The sequence below is a fragment of the Pseudoalteromonas sp. PAR1 genome (assembly GCF_947311895.1).
GTDB lineage: Bacteria > Pseudomonadota > Gammaproteobacteria > Enterobacterales > Alteromonadaceae > Pseudoalteromonas > Pseudoalteromonas lipolytica_C.
This window is the reverse complement of sequence record NZ_CAMZMY010000030.1, coordinates 1-18,873: the sequence shown is the minus strand read 5'-3', so window position 1 is coordinate 18,873 and position 18,873 is coordinate 1. Positions and strand designations below refer to the sequence as shown.

The 18,873-nt window shown below is 41.8% G+C and carries 19 protein-coding genes and 1 pseudogene; 13 read left to right on the top strand and 7 right to left on the bottom strand.

What is annotated here, in order from left to right; genetic code table 11:
• Position 1: 1 nt before the first annotated feature.
• From leuB to fabR, 3 genes are all read right to left on the bottom strand, one after another.
• Positions 2-1,078: a 3-isopropylmalate dehydrogenase gene (leuB, locus tag QL229_RS18575; RefSeq protein WP_281547298.1), complete on the bottom strand. Its 1,077-nt coding sequence runs from the start codon at positions 1,076-1,078 to the stop codon at positions 2-4.
• On the bottom strand, positions 1,075-2,622 hold the full coding sequence (gene leuA, locus QL229_RS18570) for a 2-isopropylmalate synthase (protein WP_063702502.1): 1,548 nt from the start codon (positions 2,620-2,622) through the stop codon (positions 1,075-1,077). The genes leuB and leuA overlap by 4 nt, the downstream gene beginning before the upstream one ends.
• A gap of 371 nt (positions 2,623-2,993) precedes the next feature.
• A complete protein-coding gene (gene fabR, locus QL229_RS18565) occupies positions 2,994-3,611 on the bottom strand; it encodes an HTH-type transcriptional repressor FabR (RefSeq protein WP_135922932.1) in 618 nt (205 codons plus the stop codon).
• A gap of 115 nt (positions 3,612-3,726) precedes the next feature.
• Between fabR and QL229_RS18560 the strand changes: the two genes are divergently transcribed.
• Entirely contained in the window at positions 3,727-4,860 is a 1,134-nt protein-coding gene (locus tag QL229_RS18560) for a fatty acid desaturase (RefSeq protein WP_135922933.1), read from the top strand.
• 13 nt (positions 4,861-4,873) lie between these two features.
• Entirely contained in the window at positions 4,874-6,304 is a 1,431-nt protein-coding gene (gene sthA / locus QL229_RS18555; RefSeq protein ID WP_281547297.1) for a Si-specific NAD(P)(+) transhydrogenase, read from the top strand.
• A gap of 46 nt (positions 6,305-6,350) precedes the next feature.
• Here the strand turns inward: sthA and hemE are convergent, their stop codons facing one another.
• Positions 6,351-7,415, bottom strand: a complete 1,065-nt coding sequence (hemE, locus tag QL229_RS18550) for a uroporphyrinogen decarboxylase (protein WP_054562901.1) — start codon at positions 7,413-7,415, stop codon at positions 6,351-6,353.
• A 606-nt stretch (positions 7,416-8,021) separates the two neighbouring features.
• Here hemE and rsd point away from each other — a divergent pair.
• Positions 8,022-8,492, top strand: coding sequence for a sigma D regulator (rsd, locus tag QL229_RS18545; protein ID WP_135922935.1), 471 nt, complete (start codon positions 8,022-8,024; stop codon positions 8,490-8,492).
• A 209-nt stretch (positions 8,493-8,701) separates the two neighbouring features.
• Positions 8,702-9,748, top strand: coding sequence for an LD-carboxypeptidase (locus QL229_RS18540; RefSeq protein WP_281547296.1), 1,047 nt, complete (start codon positions 8,702-8,704; stop codon positions 9,746-9,748).
• Between the two features lie 55 nt (positions 9,749-9,803).
• On the opposite strand, the gene fkpA is transcribed toward QL229_RS18540, so the two are convergent.
• The gene (gene fkpA / locus QL229_RS18535; protein ID WP_135922937.1) at positions 9,804-10,559 is read right to left on the bottom strand and encodes an FKBP-type peptidyl-prolyl cis-trans isomerase; all 756 of its coding nucleotides are present in this window, start codon (positions 10,557-10,559) and stop codon (positions 9,804-9,806) included.
• Positions 10,560-10,761: 202 nt separating this feature from the next.
• Here fkpA and QL229_RS18530 point away from each other — a divergent pair, with 202 nt between their 5' ends.
• Positions 10,762-11,760 carry a hypothetical protein gene (locus QL229_RS18530; protein WP_138558507.1) on the top strand — a complete coding sequence of 333 codons (999 nt, stop codon included), beginning with the start codon at positions 10,762-10,764 and terminating at the stop codon, positions 11,758-11,760.
• On the top strand, positions 11,747-11,959 hold the full coding sequence (locus QL229_RS18525) for a SlyX family protein (RefSeq protein ID WP_135922939.1): 213 nt from the start codon (positions 11,747-11,749) through the stop codon (positions 11,957-11,959). Before QL229_RS18530 ends, QL229_RS18525 begins: the two co-directional genes overlap by 14 nt.
• Before the next feature lie 22 nt (positions 11,960-11,981).
• Here QL229_RS18525 and QL229_RS18520 read toward each other — a convergent pair whose 3' ends face one another.
• On the bottom strand, positions 11,982-12,185 hold the full coding sequence (locus QL229_RS18520; RefSeq protein WP_135922940.1) for a YheV family putative zinc ribbon protein: 204 nt from the start codon (positions 12,183-12,185) through the stop codon (positions 11,982-11,984).
• 129 nt (positions 12,186-12,314) lie between these two features.
• Between QL229_RS18520 and QL229_RS18515 the strand changes: the two genes are divergently transcribed.
• The 7 genes from QL229_RS18515 (at position 12,315) to QL229_RS18485 (ending at position 18,680) form a co-directional block, all read left to right on the top strand.
• Positions 12,315-14,234 (top strand): ATP-binding cassette domain-containing protein, encoded by a 1,920-nt coding sequence (locus tag QL229_RS18515; protein WP_135922941.1) that lies wholly within the window; start codon positions 12,315-12,317, stop codon positions 14,232-14,234.
• Positions 14,221-14,652 (top strand): TIGR02444 family protein, encoded by a 432-nt coding sequence (locus tag QL229_RS18510; protein ID WP_281547295.1) that lies wholly within the window; start codon positions 14,221-14,223, stop codon positions 14,650-14,652. Before QL229_RS18515 ends, QL229_RS18510 begins: the two co-directional genes overlap by 14 nt.
• 224 nt (positions 14,653-14,876) lie before the next feature.
• Positions 14,877-15,017 carry a DUF3149 domain-containing protein gene (locus QL229_RS18505; RefSeq protein WP_074989877.1) on the top strand — a complete coding sequence of 47 codons (141 nt, stop codon included), beginning with the start codon at positions 14,877-14,879 and terminating at the stop codon, positions 15,015-15,017.
• A 146-nt stretch (positions 15,018-15,163) separates the two neighbouring features.
• Positions 15,164-16,144, top strand: a complete 981-nt coding sequence (locus QL229_RS18500; protein WP_281547307.1) for a hydrolase — start codon at positions 15,164-15,166, stop codon at positions 16,142-16,144.
• Positions 16,141-16,398: a YheU family protein gene (locus tag QL229_RS18495; RefSeq protein WP_135922943.1), complete on the top strand. Its 258-nt coding sequence runs from the start codon at positions 16,141-16,143 to the stop codon at positions 16,396-16,398. Before QL229_RS18500 ends, QL229_RS18495 begins: the two co-directional genes overlap by 4 nt.
• Positions 16,399-16,456: 58 nt before the next feature.
• Complete coding sequence (locus tag QL229_RS18490; RefSeq protein ID WP_138558504.1) at positions 16,457-17,650, top strand: dipeptidase; 1,194 nt, start codon at positions 16,457-16,459, stop codon at positions 17,648-17,650.
• A 121-nt stretch (positions 17,651-17,771) separates the two neighbouring features.
• Positions 17,772-18,680 carry a hypothetical protein gene (locus QL229_RS18485; RefSeq protein ID WP_281547294.1) on the top strand — a complete coding sequence of 303 codons (909 nt, stop codon included), beginning with the start codon at positions 17,772-17,774 and terminating at the stop codon, positions 18,678-18,680.
• Positions 18,681-18,797: 117 nt separating this feature from the next.
• Here QL229_RS18485 and QL229_RS18480 read toward each other — a convergent pair.
• Positions 18,798-18,873 (bottom strand): annotated as a pseudogene (locus QL229_RS18480) (elongation factor Tu); the annotation flags it as partial.

The window sequence follows — 18,873 nt, the reverse complement described above, 5'->3', positions numbered from 1 at the left end:
ATTAAATACGTGCCACAATTGCCGCAGCAACATCACTGGTGGTATACCCTGCATTTGGGTAGATATCTGGCGTACCAACACCGGCTTCAACTGCTTCTGCTACCGCTTTTTCAATGGTACGAGCCGCTTCATCTTGACCTAGTGAGTAGCGCAGCATAAGCGCAGCACTTAAAATTTGTGCGATAGGGTTTGCCACCCCTTTACCTGCGATATCTGGTGCTGAGCCACCAGCTGGCTCATATAAACCAAAGCCAGACTGATTCAAACTTGCTGATGGTAATAAGCCCATAGAACCTGTGATCATCGCGCACTCATCAGACAAAATGTCGCCAAATAAGTTATCGCAAAGTAGTACATCAAACTGGCTTGGCTGTTTTACTAATTGCATCGCCGCGTTATCAACATAAATGTAGTCAAGGCTTACTTCTGGGTAGTCTTTACTCACTTCAGTGACCACTTCACGCCAAAGTACACTTGACGCTAACACATTCGCTTTATCAACCGAAGTAACGTGATTGCTACGCAGCTTAGCGGCTTCAAATGCAAAGCGGGCGATGCGCTCAATTTCTTTACGTGAATATGTTTGGGTATCGAAAGCAACTTCTTGCTCTCCTTCGCCACTGCGGCCTTTTTCACCGAAATAAATACCACCGGTTAGCTCGCGCACACATAAGATATCAAAGCCTTGTGCACTGATATCTGCACGCAGTGGTGATGCAGCGCTCAGTGCTGGTAATAATTGTGCTGGGCGTAAATTACAGAACAAACCAAAATGCTTACGCAGTGGCAACAACGAAGCTCGCTCAGGTTGCTCATTCGGTGGTAAGTTTTCCCACTTAGGACCACCTACCGAGCCAAATAAAATCGCATCGGCGCTTTCACAAGCACTCAATGTGCTTTGCGGCAGTGCCTGACCAAACTCATCAATGGCAGCACCACCAATCGCGTGGTGATGACGAGTCAAAGTAAAACCAAACTTTTCGCTTACAGCATCCAAGACGGTTTCTGCTGCTGCCATAACTTCTGGACCAATCCCGTCGCCTGCTAATACTGCGATACTGTAATTCGATTGACTCATCCTGCTTTCCTCTGTTGTTTTAAATCAGACACTTTTTGTGCACGATAAATTAAGTTATAAACGCGGATCATGGCGCGTACTGACGCTTCAACCACATCCGCTGCAATGCCCGCGCCGTGATAAGGGCGGCCATCGTATTTAGCGATAATATTCACTTGCCCTAGTGAGCTGGCACCTTGGCCTGTTGCTTCTAGGTTGTATTCAATCATTTCGACCGACATACCCGTTAAGCGCTCAATTGCTAAGAATGATGCTTCAACTGGACCATTACCCGTTGCTGCCTCTTGCTTAGACTCGCCATCAATTGTCATGCCGATTGTTGAGCTCGCCACTGATTGCGAGTTAGACGTAGAGTTAACAAACTCAAGTTGGTACTTCTCATCTTTATCTTTGATTTGATTAAAGTAAATCATCGCTTCTAAGTCGTAGTCATACACAGTGCCTTTTTGGTCTGCTAATGCTAAGAAACTTTCATACAAGCTATCCATATCATAATCAGATTTTTGATAGCCTAACTCTTCTAAACGATGCTCAATAACATGACGACCTGAACGCGAGGTCATGTTTAATTGGTTATTTGGTACACCGACACTTTCTGGCGACATAATTTCGTAAGTGTTTTGCGCTTTTAATACGCCGTCTTGGTGGATTCCTGAGCTATGTGCAAAGGCATTTTCACCAACAATTGCTTTGTTTGGCTGCACTGGCATATTACAAATCTTCGCGACTTGGCGCGAAGCACGGTATATTTCTTCACTGCGAATATCGGTATGCACTTTTAAGTGGTCTTCACGCATCTTCATGATCATCGCCACTTCTTCAAGCGAGCAGTTACCTGCACGCTCACCAATACCATTAATCGTACATTCGATTTGGCGAGCACCGGCTTGTACCGCAGCAATTGAGTTAGCAACCGCTAAGCCTAAATCGTTATGGCAATGCACACTTAAACGCGCCTTGTCGATATTTGGCACATTGTTCATTAAGTGATGGATCATCGCAGCGTATTCGTCTGGCGTTACATAACCTACGGTGTCAGGTAAGTTGATAGTTGATGCACCCGCATCAATAGCACTTTCAACGATACGGCATAAATCCCAATGCGGTGTGCGGCCAGCATCTTCACAAGAAAATTCAACGTCATCCGTGTAGTTACGCGCAAGTTTAATCGACTTAACAGCCATCGCTGTTGCATCGTCTAAGCTCATACGTAATTTGTGCTCAAGGTGTAATGGGCTGGTTGCGATAAAAGTATGGATACGGCCTTGCTCTGCCGGACGAAGTGCTTCACCACAGGCTTCTATGTCTTTTGCTACAGCGCGAGCTAAACCACAAATAATCGGCCCTTTCACTTCAGTCGCAATTCGCTGTACTGAGCGAAAATCCGCCGGGCTTGATACCGGAAAACCTACTTCCATTACATCCACATTTAAGCGGCTAATGGTATGCGCAAGTTGAATTTTGTCGTCTTCGGTTAGGCTTGCTTTTAATGCTTGCTCACCATCACGTAACGTTGTGTCAAAAATCCAAACCTTATCTTTCATAAAACTGTCCTCGTTCCCAATGACCCATTAGCGAGATAAAAAAAACCCCGCGTTTGCGGGGTTTTTTAATGTTCTACAAATGCAAATACACTAAGCCCCGCTCACTGATTTAAGCAGTAAGAGGTTTAGTTTTAATGTAATTAAACGAATCATTTGCATTGTATTTATCTAAATGTGTGTTCAGTGAGCTGTATTTTTAACATTCAAAAAACCAGCTTGCAAGCATAATTTTTTCAAAAAACACATTTTTATTTACACAAAATAGAAAAAACAAACCTTAAGAACCATTGAATATGGATATAATATCCAAAACTAATGAAAACGGCGTTTAAATATTCGTTCAGCAATCACTGTATTGTTTAGATTAACTTTTAAGATTGATGGTTATCACGTACATACAAAGTTGCACCGCGGGCAATATAACGTAATTGCCAGATCAGTCGCTCTACTAATTCTTCACGTTGCTGGCCTTCGATATCTAACGCTTCAGCACCTGCATTAAAAACGAGCGTAACCATAGCTTCTGCTTGAATATAAGCATGAGTCGCATCGCAAGGAGTTTCGCTTTCAAGATAATGGGCAAGCTCTAAAATAAAGTGTTTAATTTCGCGTGCTACTGCAGCACGAAATGCTTTTGAAGTGCCAGAGCGCTCACGTAATAACAGCCTAAATTGGTTACTTGAATTATCTATAAACTCCATAAAAGTCACTATGGAAGTACTTATAACGCTGCCACCACTGGCGATTCGGCGACGAGCTTGACGCATTAGTTGACGTAACGTTAATCCGGCTTCATCAACCATTGTTAAACCAAGTTCATTCATATCTTTAAAGTGGCGATAAAAAGAGGTTGGCGCTATCCCTGCTTCACGGGCAACTTCACGTAAGCTTAGGTTTGAAAAACTATGATCTGCACTTAGTTGATTAAATGCAGCTTCAATTAGTGCTTGTCGTGTTTTTTGTTTCTGTTGTGCCCTAACACCCGACATGGAAACTCCCAGCGTGAACTTTTAATGATTTTCGGTTAATGAGACAGTCTAATACTTGACGCGAAGAGTTTGAAATACTATTTTAGCGTACAGTTGTACGCCGAGATTAATTTAGATGAAAAAACCACCTATTATTTGGACTAACGTCCTCTTTTTTAGCCTGACATTTTTAGCCGCGATCACTCTTGTACCTTGGTATGGTCTGACTTACGGTTTTACCAGTACACACTGGATCGCATTTGTTGGCTGTATGTTTTATGCAGGACTATCGATTACTGCAGGTTATCACCGCTTATGGGCGCACAAAGCATATGATGTTCACCCAGTTATTGAAGTGATTTTTGCCTTTGGTGGCGCATTTGCATTACAAAACAGTGCGTTGCACTGGAGTAGCGATCACCGTATTCACCATGGTCAAGTTGATGATCCAATCAAAGACCCTTACGCTGCAACAAATGGCTTTTGGTATAGCCACATTGGTTGGATGCTGCGCGATTATCAAGGTGAAGAATACAGTAACTACAACAACTGCCGTGACTTACAAAAAAATAAAGTAGTAATGTGGCAACATCGTCATTATATGAAATTAGTTATTGCGACTAATTTTGGTATTCCTTTATTGCTAGGTTTAATGCTTGGCGATGTATGGGGTATGTTATTACTAGCCGGTTTACTGCGTTTAGTATTAAGCCAGCACTTTACTTTTTTCATTAACTCAGTTGCGCATATTTGGGGTTCTCGCCCTTACACCGAAAAAAACACGGCACGTGATAATGGCTTTTTAGCATTATTCACCTACGGTGAAGGCTACCATAACTTCCACCATATTTTTGCTAGTGACTATCGCAATGGCATTAAGTGGTATCACTATGATCCTACAAAGTGGATGATCCGCTCATTAGCAGCGCTAGGCCTGGCTTCAAAACTAAAACGCACCCCTGTGGAACGTATTGAAAAAGCCAAAGCCGAAACCTTAATGAATAAAACCCAAGTTCGCCTTGCAAAATTGCCTTTAGCGCAAGATAAGCTTACATTACTACAATCTGAATATGATTTATTGCTGAAGAAGTTGCAGCATTTTTGTGCCTTGCAAAAACGCGTGTTAGACATCAAGAAAAGCAAAATGATGAAACAATGCGAAAAATCAGCATTAATGACACAATATCACGAGCTTGAAGCCGCTTGGGAAAACCAAAAGCAGGCTTGGCTTGCACTAAATGCGAGGTTGTTAAAAGCCTCTTTTAGTTAACATAGGAGCGGCTGTGGCCAAACAACAAGTAAAGCAAAAAGATACTCCATCTTATCAATATGATGCGATCATCATAGGCACAGGTCCTGGCGGTGAAGGTACCGCCATGAACCTGTCTAAAAGTAACAAGAAAGTGGCTGTTATTGAGCGTCAAGAAGCGGTCGGTGGCGGCTGTGTGCACTGGGGTACTATCCCGTCTAAAGCATTACGTCATTCAGTAAGCCGTTACATTGAATATAAAGCAAACCCGCTATTTAATATCAGCGAGCGTCCTAACCGCTTAACTTTCCCTGATATTTTGCACCATGCAAGTAACGTCATCTCAAAGCAATCTAATTTACGTAGCAGCTTTTATGAGCGTAATCGCATTCATATGTATCAAGGCGATGCTGAGTTTATTGATAAACACACCATTAAGGTGACTCACTTAGACGGTTCATTTGAAACTATCACCGCACAAACAATCGTTATTGCTACTGGCTCGCGCCCTTACCGTCCACCTGGTGTAGACTTTACCCACCCACGCATTTACGACAGCGATACAATTTTAGGCCTTGAGCATGACCCTCATCGCGTACTAATTTATGGTGCAGGTGTAATTGGTTGTGAGTACGCCTCTATCTTTAAAGGTTTAGGTGCAAAAGTTGATCTAGTGAATACCCGCGACCGCCTGCTTGCCTTTATGGATGCGGAAATCTCAGATGCACTAAGCTATCACTTTTGGAATAGCGGCATTGTTATTCGTCATAACGAAGAGTTTGATAGAGTAGAAACCCGTGATGATTGTGTGGTGATGCACTTAAAATCTGGCAAGCGAGTAAAAGCTGACTGTATTTTATTTGCTAATGGTCGTACTGGTAATACAGATACGTTAAACCTTGAGGCTGTGGGCCTAAAAGCGGATGGTCGTGGCCAGCTTAAAGTAAATGAAACATACCAAACAGAAGTCGATAATATTTATGCTGTAGGTGATGTAATTGGTTACCCAAGCCTTGCAAGTGCAGCATTTGACCAAGGCCGTATTGCTGCCGATGCGATTGCATGTGGTAATTGCGATGAGAAGCTGATCATTGATATTCCAGCGGGTATTTATACAATTCCTGAAATGAGCTCAGTGGGTAAAACAGAGCAAGAGCTAACTGCAGCGAAAATCCCTTATGAGGTAGGCCGTGCTCAATTTAAGCATTTAGCGCGTGCGCAAATAGCTGGCACCGAGGTAGGTAGCTTAAAGATTCTATTCCATGTTGATACCAAAGAAGTACTGGGTGTGCATTGCTTCGGTGAGCGTGCCTCTGAAATCGTTCACATCGGGCAAGCAATTATGGAACAAAAGAACGGCGGCAATAACATTGATTACTTTGTAAATACCACGTTCAACTACCCGACCATGGCCGAAGCCTATCGCGTAGCCGCATTAAATGGTTTAAATCGTTTGTTTAAATAAATAAAAAAGCCCGCTTAATGCGGGCTTTTTTACGATTAGCTGTTGCTTATTTGTGGTATTTACCGCTGAACTCATGAACGGCGTTAATAAATACACCTGCGTTTTCTGGATCAACATCTGGTGTAATACCATGACCTAGATTAAATACATGGCCAGAGCCTGTACCAAAGTCTTCTAGGATAGTGGCAACTTCTTGGCGAATACGCTCAGGCGTGCCATGCAGCATTGCTGGGTCCATGTTGCCTTGCAGCGCAACTTTATCGCCAACACGACGTTTTGCATCACCGATGTTAATAGTCCAGTCCAGACCTACTGCATCACAGCCTGTTGCTGCAATTGCTTCAATCCACTGACCACCATTTTTAGTAAATAACGTCACTGGCACTTTACGACCATCGTGTTCGCGAATTAAGCCATCAACAATCTTGTGCATGTACTGTAATGAAAACTCATTGTAGTCACGTGGGCTTAATACACCGCCCCATGAGTCAAATACCATTAACGATTGCGCGCCCGCTTTAACTTGCGCGTTTAAATAGTCAATGACTGAGTCAGCTAATTTATCAAGTAGTAAGTGCAGTGTTTGTGGCTCAGCAAAAGCCATTTTTTTGATTTTACCGAATGTTTTGCTGCTACCACCTTCAACCATGTAAGTGGCAAGTGTCCAAGGTGAACCAGAGAAACCAATTAGCGGTACTTCACCTTTTAATTCGCGACGAATCGTACTTACCGCATTCATCACATAACCAAGCTCATCAGTTGGATCGATATTTGGGATTTTTTTAACATCTGCTAATGAAGAAATCGGACGTTCAAATTTCGGACCTTCACCTGTTTCAAAGTAAAGACCTAAGCCCATAGCATCAGGAATAGTTAAAATATCACTGAATAGAATAGCAGCATCAAGCGGATAACGACGTAATGGCTGTAACGTTACTTCACAAGCAAGTTCAGCATTTTTACATAAACTCATAAAGTCGCCTGCTTGGGCACGTGTAGCGCGGTACTCAGGTAAATAACGGCCAGCTTGGCGCATCATCCATACCGGTGTGACATCAACAGGTTGCTTTTGTAGTGCACGTAAATAACGATCGTTTTTTAATTCGCTCATGCGTATAGAATCCTAGAACTGAATGAAATTGTGCAGATTGTACCACCATATTACACGTCTCACTATGGATAGATAATCATGGCTAGATATAGATCATGTTTTTTAGGTCAGCCTAAGCCTATAGTGCGTTTTTTGAGCGAAAATAAAATAATTTTAAAACTTTTCATTAATAAATTTGCAACATACCAAAAAGCTTGGTATAACTTATCCCGCGTTAACAATAACAACAATAAAAATCTTATAACAAGAAGAACAATAATCTTCCCATAACAATAAGAACGCTTGTTTTAACAAGTCATAGAAAAAGAATTAAACCACCTTTACAGGTGGTTTTTTCTTTTTAGAATCAGCAAATTACCCCTCCTCCCATTAGATAAGTAATGCAAAATTAACACTAGTAGTTTTGATTTATTTCCCATACACTGCTGTTAGAGCATAAAAGCTAGCCTCAGGTGTCGTTGCGTTGCAATTTCATTGTAAAAAATTACGTGCTTAGGATGGCTTTTACAATCTGTTGCAATTAGACACTAAGAATTTAGTTGATCTTTGTGTCATATTTCCTTTTTATATATACAAAGGAAAACCTACTCAGCGAGGAGATGAAATATGCTGACGCGTTTGGAAAAAGCTCAACAAAAATGGGGTGGCAGTCACTCTGTAATAGACAAATGGCTAACAGAGCGCCAAGAATTATTGGTGTTATTCTGTCGTATTGCTGGCTTTTCACCGTACGAGAAGAAAGATCACGCCCTACCGGATCAACTGCAAATTCAGAATTTTTGCCAAATTCTAATGGATTATCTTTCTGCTGGTCACTTTGAAATATATGACGACATCGCAAAAGCCTGCAAAGAGAAAGGCCCTGAAAGCCAAAACCTAGCAAATGCTCTTTACCCGCGTATTTCAGAAACAACTGACGTCGCTCTCGACTTTAATGATAAATATGCTGAAGTTGACAAAGATGACTTACTTGATGAGTTTGATAAAGACTTGTCTACATTAGGTGAGGCACTTGAGTTACGCTTTGAATTAGAAGATGAGTTAATCGATAACCTTTATTCGAATCATACAAGCTAATTTGCGATGACAGCAGAGAAGCATTTCTCTGCTGAAAGTACTAGTGATTTGCACCCAACCATAAATACCTTGCGCCATATAAGTCTAAAAACGGCTTGATTGGTGGTAAAGCTTCATCCTCCAAAAGAATCAACTATTCCATTTCGTAACAAAAATTTGAAATAATTCTTTCAATGCGATACTCATATTATAAAAACATGAGGTTCGCTATGAACAAACGGTCATTTTTAAAGTCACTTTCAATCCTTGCCGCTGGCGCAAGTCTAACATCCGCTCCCTTAATGGCTGCTCAGAATAGCAGTACCCAAACATTAATTAAGCCAAAAGCTCTTCCTAAAGGCGGCACAATTGGCATATGTAGCCCCTCTGCCGCCACTGCTGCGCACGCTGATATTTTATTAGCACAAGGCGTTATAGAGGCGCTGGGTTATAAAGCTAAGCTTGCACCAAACATTTTGGCAAGACGAGGGCATTTAGCAGGCACTGATGCGATGCGAGCCGGTGATTTAAACAGTTTATTCAGCGACAAAGAGGTTGATGCCATTTTGTGTTTACGCGGCGGCTCAGGGGCTGCCCGTATTTTACCTTTACTCGACTACGCAATGATCCGTAACAACCCAAAACCTCTAATGGGCTATTCGGATATTACAGCATTGCATAACGCATTACTCTCTAAAGCAGGGCTGATCAGCTTTCATGGTCCCAATGCATCGAGTGATTGGAATCCGTTTCATGTAGCGCAATTTAAAGACATGTTCGAAGCGCGTAAACTAATGCATTTTCAAAATTTGCCGAAAGCCGATGATGAGCTCGTTAACACACAATACCTGACCCAAACAATTACTTCAGGAAAGGCTACAGGACAGTTAATTGGAGGTAATTTAACGGTACTGACTGCACTTGCGGGATCAAGCTATTTACCCGATTTTGACGGCGCAATTTTATTTTTAGAAGATATCGACGAAGCGCCCTATCGAATTGACAGAATGATGAGCACACTAAAACTTATGGGCGCACTTGATAAGATTGCAGGCTTTGTATTTGGCGATTGTAATGACTGTAGGCCAGGTCGTGGTTATGGTTCATTAACCCTAGATGATATTTTTGCAGACTATATTAAACCGCTGGGGATTCCTGCTTATCGTGGGGCTATGATTGGCCATATTAAGCGCCAATTTATCTTGCCTGTTGGCACTTTGGTTGAGCTTGATGCAGATGGTGGCACATTAAAAATGACAGAAGCGGCATTTAGTTAATACCAATTCGCGCATAAAAAAAGGGCCATTCGGCCCTTTTTTATTGAGTTAAATATTACTCAGCTGGTACTGCTTTTTCATCGCTTTGGATTTCAAGTAATTCTACTTCGAAAACAAGCGTTGAGTTAGCTGGGATCTTACCAAGATCACGCTCACCGTATGCAAGTTCAGATGGAATAGTGAACTTGTACTTAGAGCCAACTGGCATTAATTGTAAACCTTCAGTCCAACCTGGGATCACACGGTTAAGTGGGAACGTAGTTGGTTCATTACGTGAGTAAGAGCTATCAAACTCAGTGCCGTCTAGTAAAGTACCTTTGTAGTGTACTTTAACAACGTCAGTTGCTACTGGCTTTTCACCTTCACCTTGTGTGATCACTTCGTACTGTAGGCCAGACTCAGTTACTGTAACGCCTTCTTTCTTCGCGTTTTCAGCTAAGAATTTTTCGCCTTCAGCTTTGCTCTTTTCAGCTTCTACTTTCGCTTTTTCTTGTTGTTTAGTGCGAATGCTTTGATCAAGCGCAGTTAACACTTCACGAATTTTTTCATCATCAAGCTTAGCATTACCTGCAAGTGCGTCTTCGAAACCGCGCTTAAGTAGCGCTTCATCAAGCTCAACACCTAATTCTTTCTTTTCTGCTAGGTCTTGGTTTAAGAAGTTACCAACAGATGCACCAATACCGTATGCTTGTTGTTGTGCTTCAGTCTCTAGTTTAACCTCAGCTTGCTGCTCTTTTTTTGCTTCCTGATTACAAGCTGTAAGCGCTAAAACTGACGCTGCAATCAATGACAATTTAATCGTCTTTCTCATTTTATATCTCCGACACACTTTGCAGTTGTCAATTATTGTATTATTACTAGTTAAAGAGTTACGACCTACGTGGTAGGCTGCTTGTCTAATAACTAAACGTCATGCAAATGCATAAGCTAGTGATTAGACTAACAACCTAGGCCTTCCATGAGACCTAGTCTAACCTCTCAATCACTAAGAGTTAAGGGGAAATACCCGTAATATGTCGATATTTCGTACTTTTTTGTATCTACTGAGCCTTGGCTTGGTTGTTGCTTGCTCAGAACAACATGAGCAATCTACAGCACGCTACGAGCATGCTGCACAAGGAGCATTTGCCTCTGCACTTTCGCACGATGGTAAATACAGCTTAATCTCATCAATACACCATGGGGTCGCGCTGTGGGATAATCAACAGCACGTATTAAAATACCAATGGTTCCAACAGCAAAACCAAGATAGCCTTGTTCATACCGTGGCAATTTCCTATGACAACAGCCATGCTGTTACCGCAGAAAAATCAACCTTTGCTGTATGGGACATCGCCACAGGTGAAAACTCAGGTTATTACAAAATACACGCCTCAACAATCAGAGATATCGCAATTAGTAATCAAGGCCAGAGTGTTTTATATGGTCGCGCCGATGGTGTTGTTGTATACCTGAACTTAGAGACCGGACGTCGTATAGAGTTCCTTGGTCACCAAGAAAAAGTAAATGTTGTTGATTTATCCCCTAACGGCCATTTCGCCATTAGTGGTTCTAATGACTATGTGGCCTACTTTTGGGATACCCGGACAGGGCAAGTCATTCACCGCTTTAATCACCCGACTCGCGTCACGCAAGTTGCCCTTGACCCACAAGGTCGTTATGCATTTACAGCAGACAGTATGAAGCAAGCAAATGTATGGCAACTGACTACAGGTGATCTTGTTAGCAAACTGCAGTATATTGCGCGTCAGAAAATTTTTACCGCCGCTCGCTTTAATGAAGAAGGGAGTTTAATTGCAACTGGGTCACCAAATAGACTCGTCGAATTATGGCAGCTAAACTCAGGTAAGAAGTTACAAACGTGGCAGGTCATTCCTCGTGAAGGAAGTCGCCCAAAATCGGCCGTGGTGTTAGATGTTGCGTTTACTGATAACAGCCAAGCGTTATTAACCGAAAGCTCCAGCGGATTTGCTGAAAGTTTTAATTTAAGAGAATCGAATGAACACAATTGAAAATCGTCTAATGGAACTTGAAGCGAAAGTCGCTTTTCAAGATGAAACAATTGAAATATTGAATGATGAGCTTAAAGCACACCAACAGCAGCTGGCAAAAATGAAACGCCAGACTGAGTTGCTGGCAGAAAAAATCAAAGAAGCACAACAGCCTTCATTAATGTCGCAGATGCAAGAGCCGCCTCCGCCACACTATTAATGTGAGGGTTACAAGCCGGGTGTTATTCGCCCGGCTTAAATACACCAATTACTTGCTCAAACTGGCGGGTTGACGCTTGCACCGCTTTCTCTGGTTGCGTCATTTTATGGCCACACTGTACGCATTCTACTTTTTCAACATCGTGCTCTTTGTATAGCATCATAGTATCCATAGCTTTACACTCAGGGCATGATGCACCGGCGATAAAGCGTTTCTTTTGTCTCATAAATGATCTCCCGTGGCATGTAGGCGGCTATTTTAGCCTAATAATTCTCTGTTTGATACGATTGCGAAGCCTAATGTGATCCGTGTTATGATAAGCAAAATTTAATCTATGCAGTGCAAGTAAACTTTCATGATCCAAATTTCAGACATCGAGCTACTACGAGGTGGCAACGCCTTATTAAAAGGTGCCTCTGCAACCTTATTCCCAGAACATAAGGTTGGCCTAGTGGGCGCTAATGGTTGTGGTAAATCAACCTTGTTCGCGCTATTAAAGTCTGAGTTACAGCTTGATGCTGGTGAATGCCAAATACCAAAAGATTGGTCAATAGCCTCTGTTAAACAAGAAACACCAGCCCTTGAAATAAGCGCCATAGATTACGTATTACAAGGTCACCCTGAGTACTACACATTAAGAATCGCACTCCGTGAAGCCGAGCAAAATAACGATGGTGATGCGCAAGCAAAAGCACATATTGGTCTAGAACATATTCAAGGCTACAGCATTGAAGCAAAAGCGGGTGAACTATTACACGGTTTAGGTTTTAGTAATGAGCAAATAGACAACCCGGTGAGTGCCTTTTCAGGTGGTTGGCGTATGCGTTTAAACTTAGCACAAGCACTTATTCGTGATGCCGATTTATTACTGCTGGATGAGCCAACCAACCACTTAGATCTCGATGCTGTTTATTGGCTAGAACGATTCTTACGTGCCTACACAGGCACCCTAGTACTGATTTCTCATGACCGCGAATTCTTAGATGCCGTCGTTGACCAAATTTGGCATATAGACGCACAAAAAATAAATGTTTATAAAGGCAATTACTCGCAATTCGAACGCCAAAAAGCAGAGCGTTTATTACAACAGCAAGCCATGTTCGAAAAGCAGCAAGAACAAATTGCTCATCTAGAAAAGTTTATTACGCGTTTTAAAGCAAAAGCCAGTAAGGCTAAGCAGGCACAAAGCCGAGTAAAAGCCTTAGAACGCATGGAAAAGTTGGCACCGGCCCATGCTGATTCACCCTTTGATTTTGAGTTTGCTGAGCCTACAGCCCTGCCAAATCCATTAATGACGCTCGACCAAGCTAAAGCTGGCTACGGCGATACCACTATTTTGCATAGCATTAAGCTAAACCTAGTTCCGGGTAGCCGTATTGCGCTGCTTGGCCGAAATGGTGCAGGTAAATCAACATTAATCAAATTATTAGCTGGCGAATTACAACCACAAGCTGGAGAAGTATTTCAGCATCAGGGCTTAAACATTGGTTACTTTGCGCAGCATCAGCTGGAGTCACTCGATCTAAAAGCTAGCGCAGTAACACATTTACAACGCTTAAATCCGCAGGCAACAGAGCAGTCATTACGCGACTTTTTAGGTGGTTTTGCATTCTTTGGCGATAAAGCGCTTGAGCCAGTTGCACCGTTTTCTGGCGGTGAAAAGGCCCGCTTAGTGTTAGCCATGTTAGTGTATCAAAAGCCAAATCTACTGTTACTCGATGAGCCAACTAACCACCTAGATTTAGAAATGCGCCATGCCCTAGTGATGGCGCTACAAGGTTTTGAAGGTGCAATGGTTACTGTATCGCATGACCGTCACATGTTAAAAAATACCGCTGATGAGTATTACCTCGTTGATAACGGCGAAGTAACGCAATTTGGTTATGACCTTGATGCCTATTACCAGTGGCTACTCAACGCCAACAAAGAAGCAGCTAAAAGCAACGAAGACAATACCCCTAAAGCCCATTCAAGCGTTAACCGCAAAGAGCAAAAACGCTTAGAAGCCGAATTCAGAAAATCAGTGCAGCCGTTGAAAAAGCAAATCGACAAGCTTGAAAAGCAACTTGATAAGTACTCAACAGAGCTTGGGGAAATCGAAAGCGCGCTTGCCGATAATGACTTATACAGTGATGAGAATAAAGCCAAGCTAACCGAGCTACTCGCTAAGCAAGCAAGCTTAACTCCAAAGCTTAATGACGTTGAAGAAGAGCTGCTCATGGCACTTGAAGAGCTTGAAGAAAAAGAGCAGGCGTTTGCCGATGAAACCGCTTAATAGCGAGGAATTTTGGCAGTTTGCATGCCATCTTTATAGCGAAGATGGCATGCAAGCAAAGCTATTAGGCTATCAAAACCAGCAAGGTAAAAATGTTAACCTTTGCCTGCTGCTCTATTATCTTGATTCTTTAGAGCTGGCTGTAACACTCTCTCAACTGAGTGAACTTGAGTCGTGCATTGCCGAGTTTGATCAACAGGCTTTAAAGCCCCTACGAGCCACACGCGCCTATCTTAAAACCATTCAAACCGAAATTTCAGACTACCCCACCATTCGAAAAGAGCTACTTAGCGCAGAATTAAAACTCGAAAAACAACAACAACAATTACTAATAGACACAGCGAATACCATGATATTCACTCAGCACACAAATACCAAAAATATAAGGCTTTATGTTGGTAACGAGTTAGCAGGGTAAAGTTTAAATAGTCGAGGTCATACCTAATTGTAAGGACGGTTCTAATTCGGCACTTCTGTTTATGTTGGGTTTCGCTGCGCTCAAACCAACCTACCTTAATAAACTTGATCCAAATCAACTATTAAATCGCCTTATTTCACATCAGGAAAAATGCTTGATCTGGATCATGTCAGGGTATGCAAAGCCAGCCTATGATTAACCCATAGACATTAGGAGGCACAACCATGAACGTATTCTTTAGAGATTTTTTTAGCGACCCAGTTTTATTTATGTCATTCGGCATATTGGCAGTTGTTATCGTTTTATGCCTTTTCTATGTTGGTTACTTTATTAAAAAAGTTCACGACGCAGAAGTTCCTAAGTAAGAATTAAGCACGACGCACAAAGCCCCTATCCAATTTATTGTTTAGGGGCTTTTTATTTTCAGCAGATAAGCAAAATCTGCTAAAGTGTTCTAAAAATGCAAAAACTTGCTACAATAGCGGCCTGTATTGTCTTTAAAGTGTTAGCTATGTTACCTGAGTTTAAGCCTGCGTGGTGGATGCGCAATCGCCATTTACAAACCATAATGCCGCGCTTCTTTCGCCCTTTTCATAATACTCGCTACGACTTATCAACAATTAACACGCCTGATGGTGACTTTTTAGAACTGGCATGGGCAACGCCTCACAACGAACAGGCTCCTTTAGCCATTGTATTGCATGGCCTTGAGGGCAATATTAATAGTTTTTATGCCAAAGGCATGATGAAAAAACTCAAGCAGCAAGGCTTTGCTGTGGTGTTAATGCATTTTCGAAACTGCTCACGCGAAGCAAACCGTTTAGCTCGCGCTTATCATAGTGGTGAGACCGAAGATTTACGCTTTTTTATCAACTATCTGAAAAATAAATTCCCTAAGCGTCCTTTATTTGCTGTCGGCTTCTCACTGGGCGGTAATGTACTGGCAAAGTATTTAGGTGAGCAAGGTAGTAAATCAAATTTAAATGGCGCTGCGGTTGTGTCAGCACCATTTGATTTGTCATCCTCTTGCCAAGTGATCCGCAAAAGCTTAGGTAAAATTTATCAAAAGTATTTGCTCGATCGTATGAAAAAATCAATGCATAGAAAGCTGCCACAAATCGAACAGCAAATTAGCCTAACACCAGAAAAGCTGATGGCAATTGATGATTTATGGCAATTCGACAACATGCTGACTGCACCTCTGCATGGCTTTGCCGATGCTGAAGATTATTATCAGCAAGCAAGTGCCAAACCGTTTTTAAAAGCGATTGCAACGCCTACACTTATTGTACACGCCAAAGATGACCCAATGCTGTCAATAAAAGCTGTACCAAATAGCACTGATGTAAGCGAGTATGTTACGCTGCGTATCTCCGAAAAAGGTGGCCATGTTGGTTTTATTAGTGGCAATAACCCGTTTAAACCTATTTACTGGCTTGAGCGTGTTGTACCTGACTATTTTCAACAGTTAGTAACAAAAGAGCAGTTATGATCATTCCACACGAACGCCTCGATAAAGAAACCCTTTACAATTTAATCGAAAGCTATGTATTGCGTGAAGGCACTGATTACGGTGAACAAGAGTTCAGCATTGAAAGTAAGGTAGCCCAAGTTCAGCAGCAATTAAAATCGGGAGAAGCCATGGTGTTCTTTTCTGAGTTACATGAGTCTGTGACAATTATTTCAAAAGCAGAGTTCATCGCCCTACAAGCTGATCCCGAGTACCAAGCGTCATTCAACGACTAAACTTGTAACTTTTATCGCAACCCTTCACAATGGCTTTTTAACTTAAAGAGCCATTAAAATGAAAAAACTAAGCTCCTTATTTGCCGCTGTTTCGCTTGCCTTAATTGGGCAAGCCCATGCCGAGGAAGTAACAGCCTCAGCAAAAGCTATCAAGCTTACTAAAGAGACTATTTTAATTGATACCCATATCGACGTTCCGTACCGCATTCATGATAAATGGGCAGATGTTACTAAAGCGACTAGCGATGGCGATTTTGATTATCCTCGAGCCGTAAAAGGTGGCTTAAATGCGCCTTTTATGTCGATTTATATTCCTGCAAATCTTGAATTTGAAGGCAAAGGTAAGAGTTACCAGCTTGCAAATCAGTTAATCGACAGTATGGAAGCCGTTGTACAGCGTGCACCAGAAAAGTTTGCAATTGCCGACTCAACAGACGATGTAAAAGCACAATTTCAGCAAGGCAAAATGTCTATTGCAATGGGTATGGAAAACGGCTCACCGATTGAAGGCGAGATTAAAAACCTTAAGCATTTTTATGACCGTGGCATTCGTTACATCACGCTAGCTCATTCTCAAAGTAACCATATTTCTGACTCTTCATATGACCTTCGCCGTAAATGGAAAGGCCTTAGTCCATTTGGTAAAGAGCTAGTTAAAGAAATGAACAATATTGGCATGCTTGTCGACGTTTCGCATATTTCTGATGACGCGTTTTATCAAGTAATGGAAATCTCAAAAGTACCTGTGATTGCTTCGCACTCATCACTGCGTAAATATACACCGGGCTTTGAGCGTAATATGAATGACGACATGTTATTAGCCCTAAAAAAGAATGGCGGCGTTATTCAAATAAACTTTGGCTCAAGCTTTGTTACATCGCAAGCCGGCTCTTGGTATAACCAGCTCAAAGCAGCGAAAGCAGATAAGAAAAAAGAAGGCACTAAGCTAAGCAAAGATTTTGATGCAGCTTATCGCGCAAAAAATCCATTTCCATTTGCAAGCCTAGAACAAGTACTTGATCACATTGACCATGTAGTTGAACTAATTGGCATTGATTATGTTGGTATTGGTTCTGACTACGATGGCGTAGGGGATTCATTACCTGTAGGCTTAAAAGACGTATCGAGCTACCCGAACCTAGTACAAGGGCTTATGGATCGCGGTTACAGTGATGCAGATATTAAAAAGATTTTAAGTGGCAATATGCTTCGTGTTTGGAAGCAAGCTGAGCAATACGCAGCGAATCACTAATTCTTACCGCCAATAAGCACTTATTTTTATGTGCTTATTGGCGACTACAACTTCTACTTTATAGCTATTGGTATTTTTTATTGGAAAAGGTTAAATTACCTTTTTTAGGAAGGATTTAACTATGCTATTTAGTAAAGGAAACATATCACTTTGCTTAGCTGGAGCAGCTCTTGTAATCTCCTGCTACGGCGCCTTTTTTCAAACCAAGCAGCTACAAATAAATCAGTTAGCGACCGACTCAGAGCAACAATACAACTTAGCCAGCAGTGATTTTGATGCTGTTGAGCATGATGATGGGCAAACCTTAGCAAGGTTGAATAAAAGTATTATTTCACTAAAAAAACAAGTTGCCGAGCTCAGGCAAGGTAGCGCATCGCACCAAACTATCACCCCAGATCTAAAAGAATCTGTACTCGCAATCCTCGCAGAGAAAGAGCAACAAGCGCTTGAAAAAGCCGAGCAGAATAACCCGATTTATGGTTTTTATAATAGCCTACCTGATGACTACGAATTGAGATTAAAATCGGAACCCGATTATGCTGACAGTCTAAACAAACAACTACGTGAGCAAATTATTGATCCATACCAGTCAGACAAAGACCGCCTCAAAGCCATGGCTCAATTACAAATGAATATGTTTATGCTTGGCAAGCAAACGCTGCCAGAATATCACTACGATATTGCTAATAGCATGCTAAATATCGCGGCCAATAGCCAAGATAATAAACTGCGCGTTCAAGCGATTGAGTTAGTTTCACAATCTCCTATTTTAGACTCAAGATTAACTCAACAATATACACAAATACTCGAACGCGATGACAACGAATATATACGCCGCTTAGCAGCACAAGGGATACTATCGCAATATTTCATAGCAAGAAATGAGCAAGCTGATAATAGCCAACAACTGGCGCAGCAAATTTTAACTATTTATAGGCACCCTATAAACGAGAGTGTAAAAAGCATTATTGATGAAATGATTGGTGATCCGAATATGCTCGATGAGTTAAAGAAATCAGCAGGCGAGTAAAGGCGGCAGATTAACCTTTCGCTCTATACAGCTTATAGCTTCCAGCTTTTTCACCCATAAAAAAACCCGAGACTAAGCTCGGGTTTTTCTCAATGCTTAATGCATCACTATAGTTGATTACTCAACGATAGATGCAACAACACCAGCACCAACTGTACGGCCACCTTCACGGATAGCGAAGCGTAAACCTTCG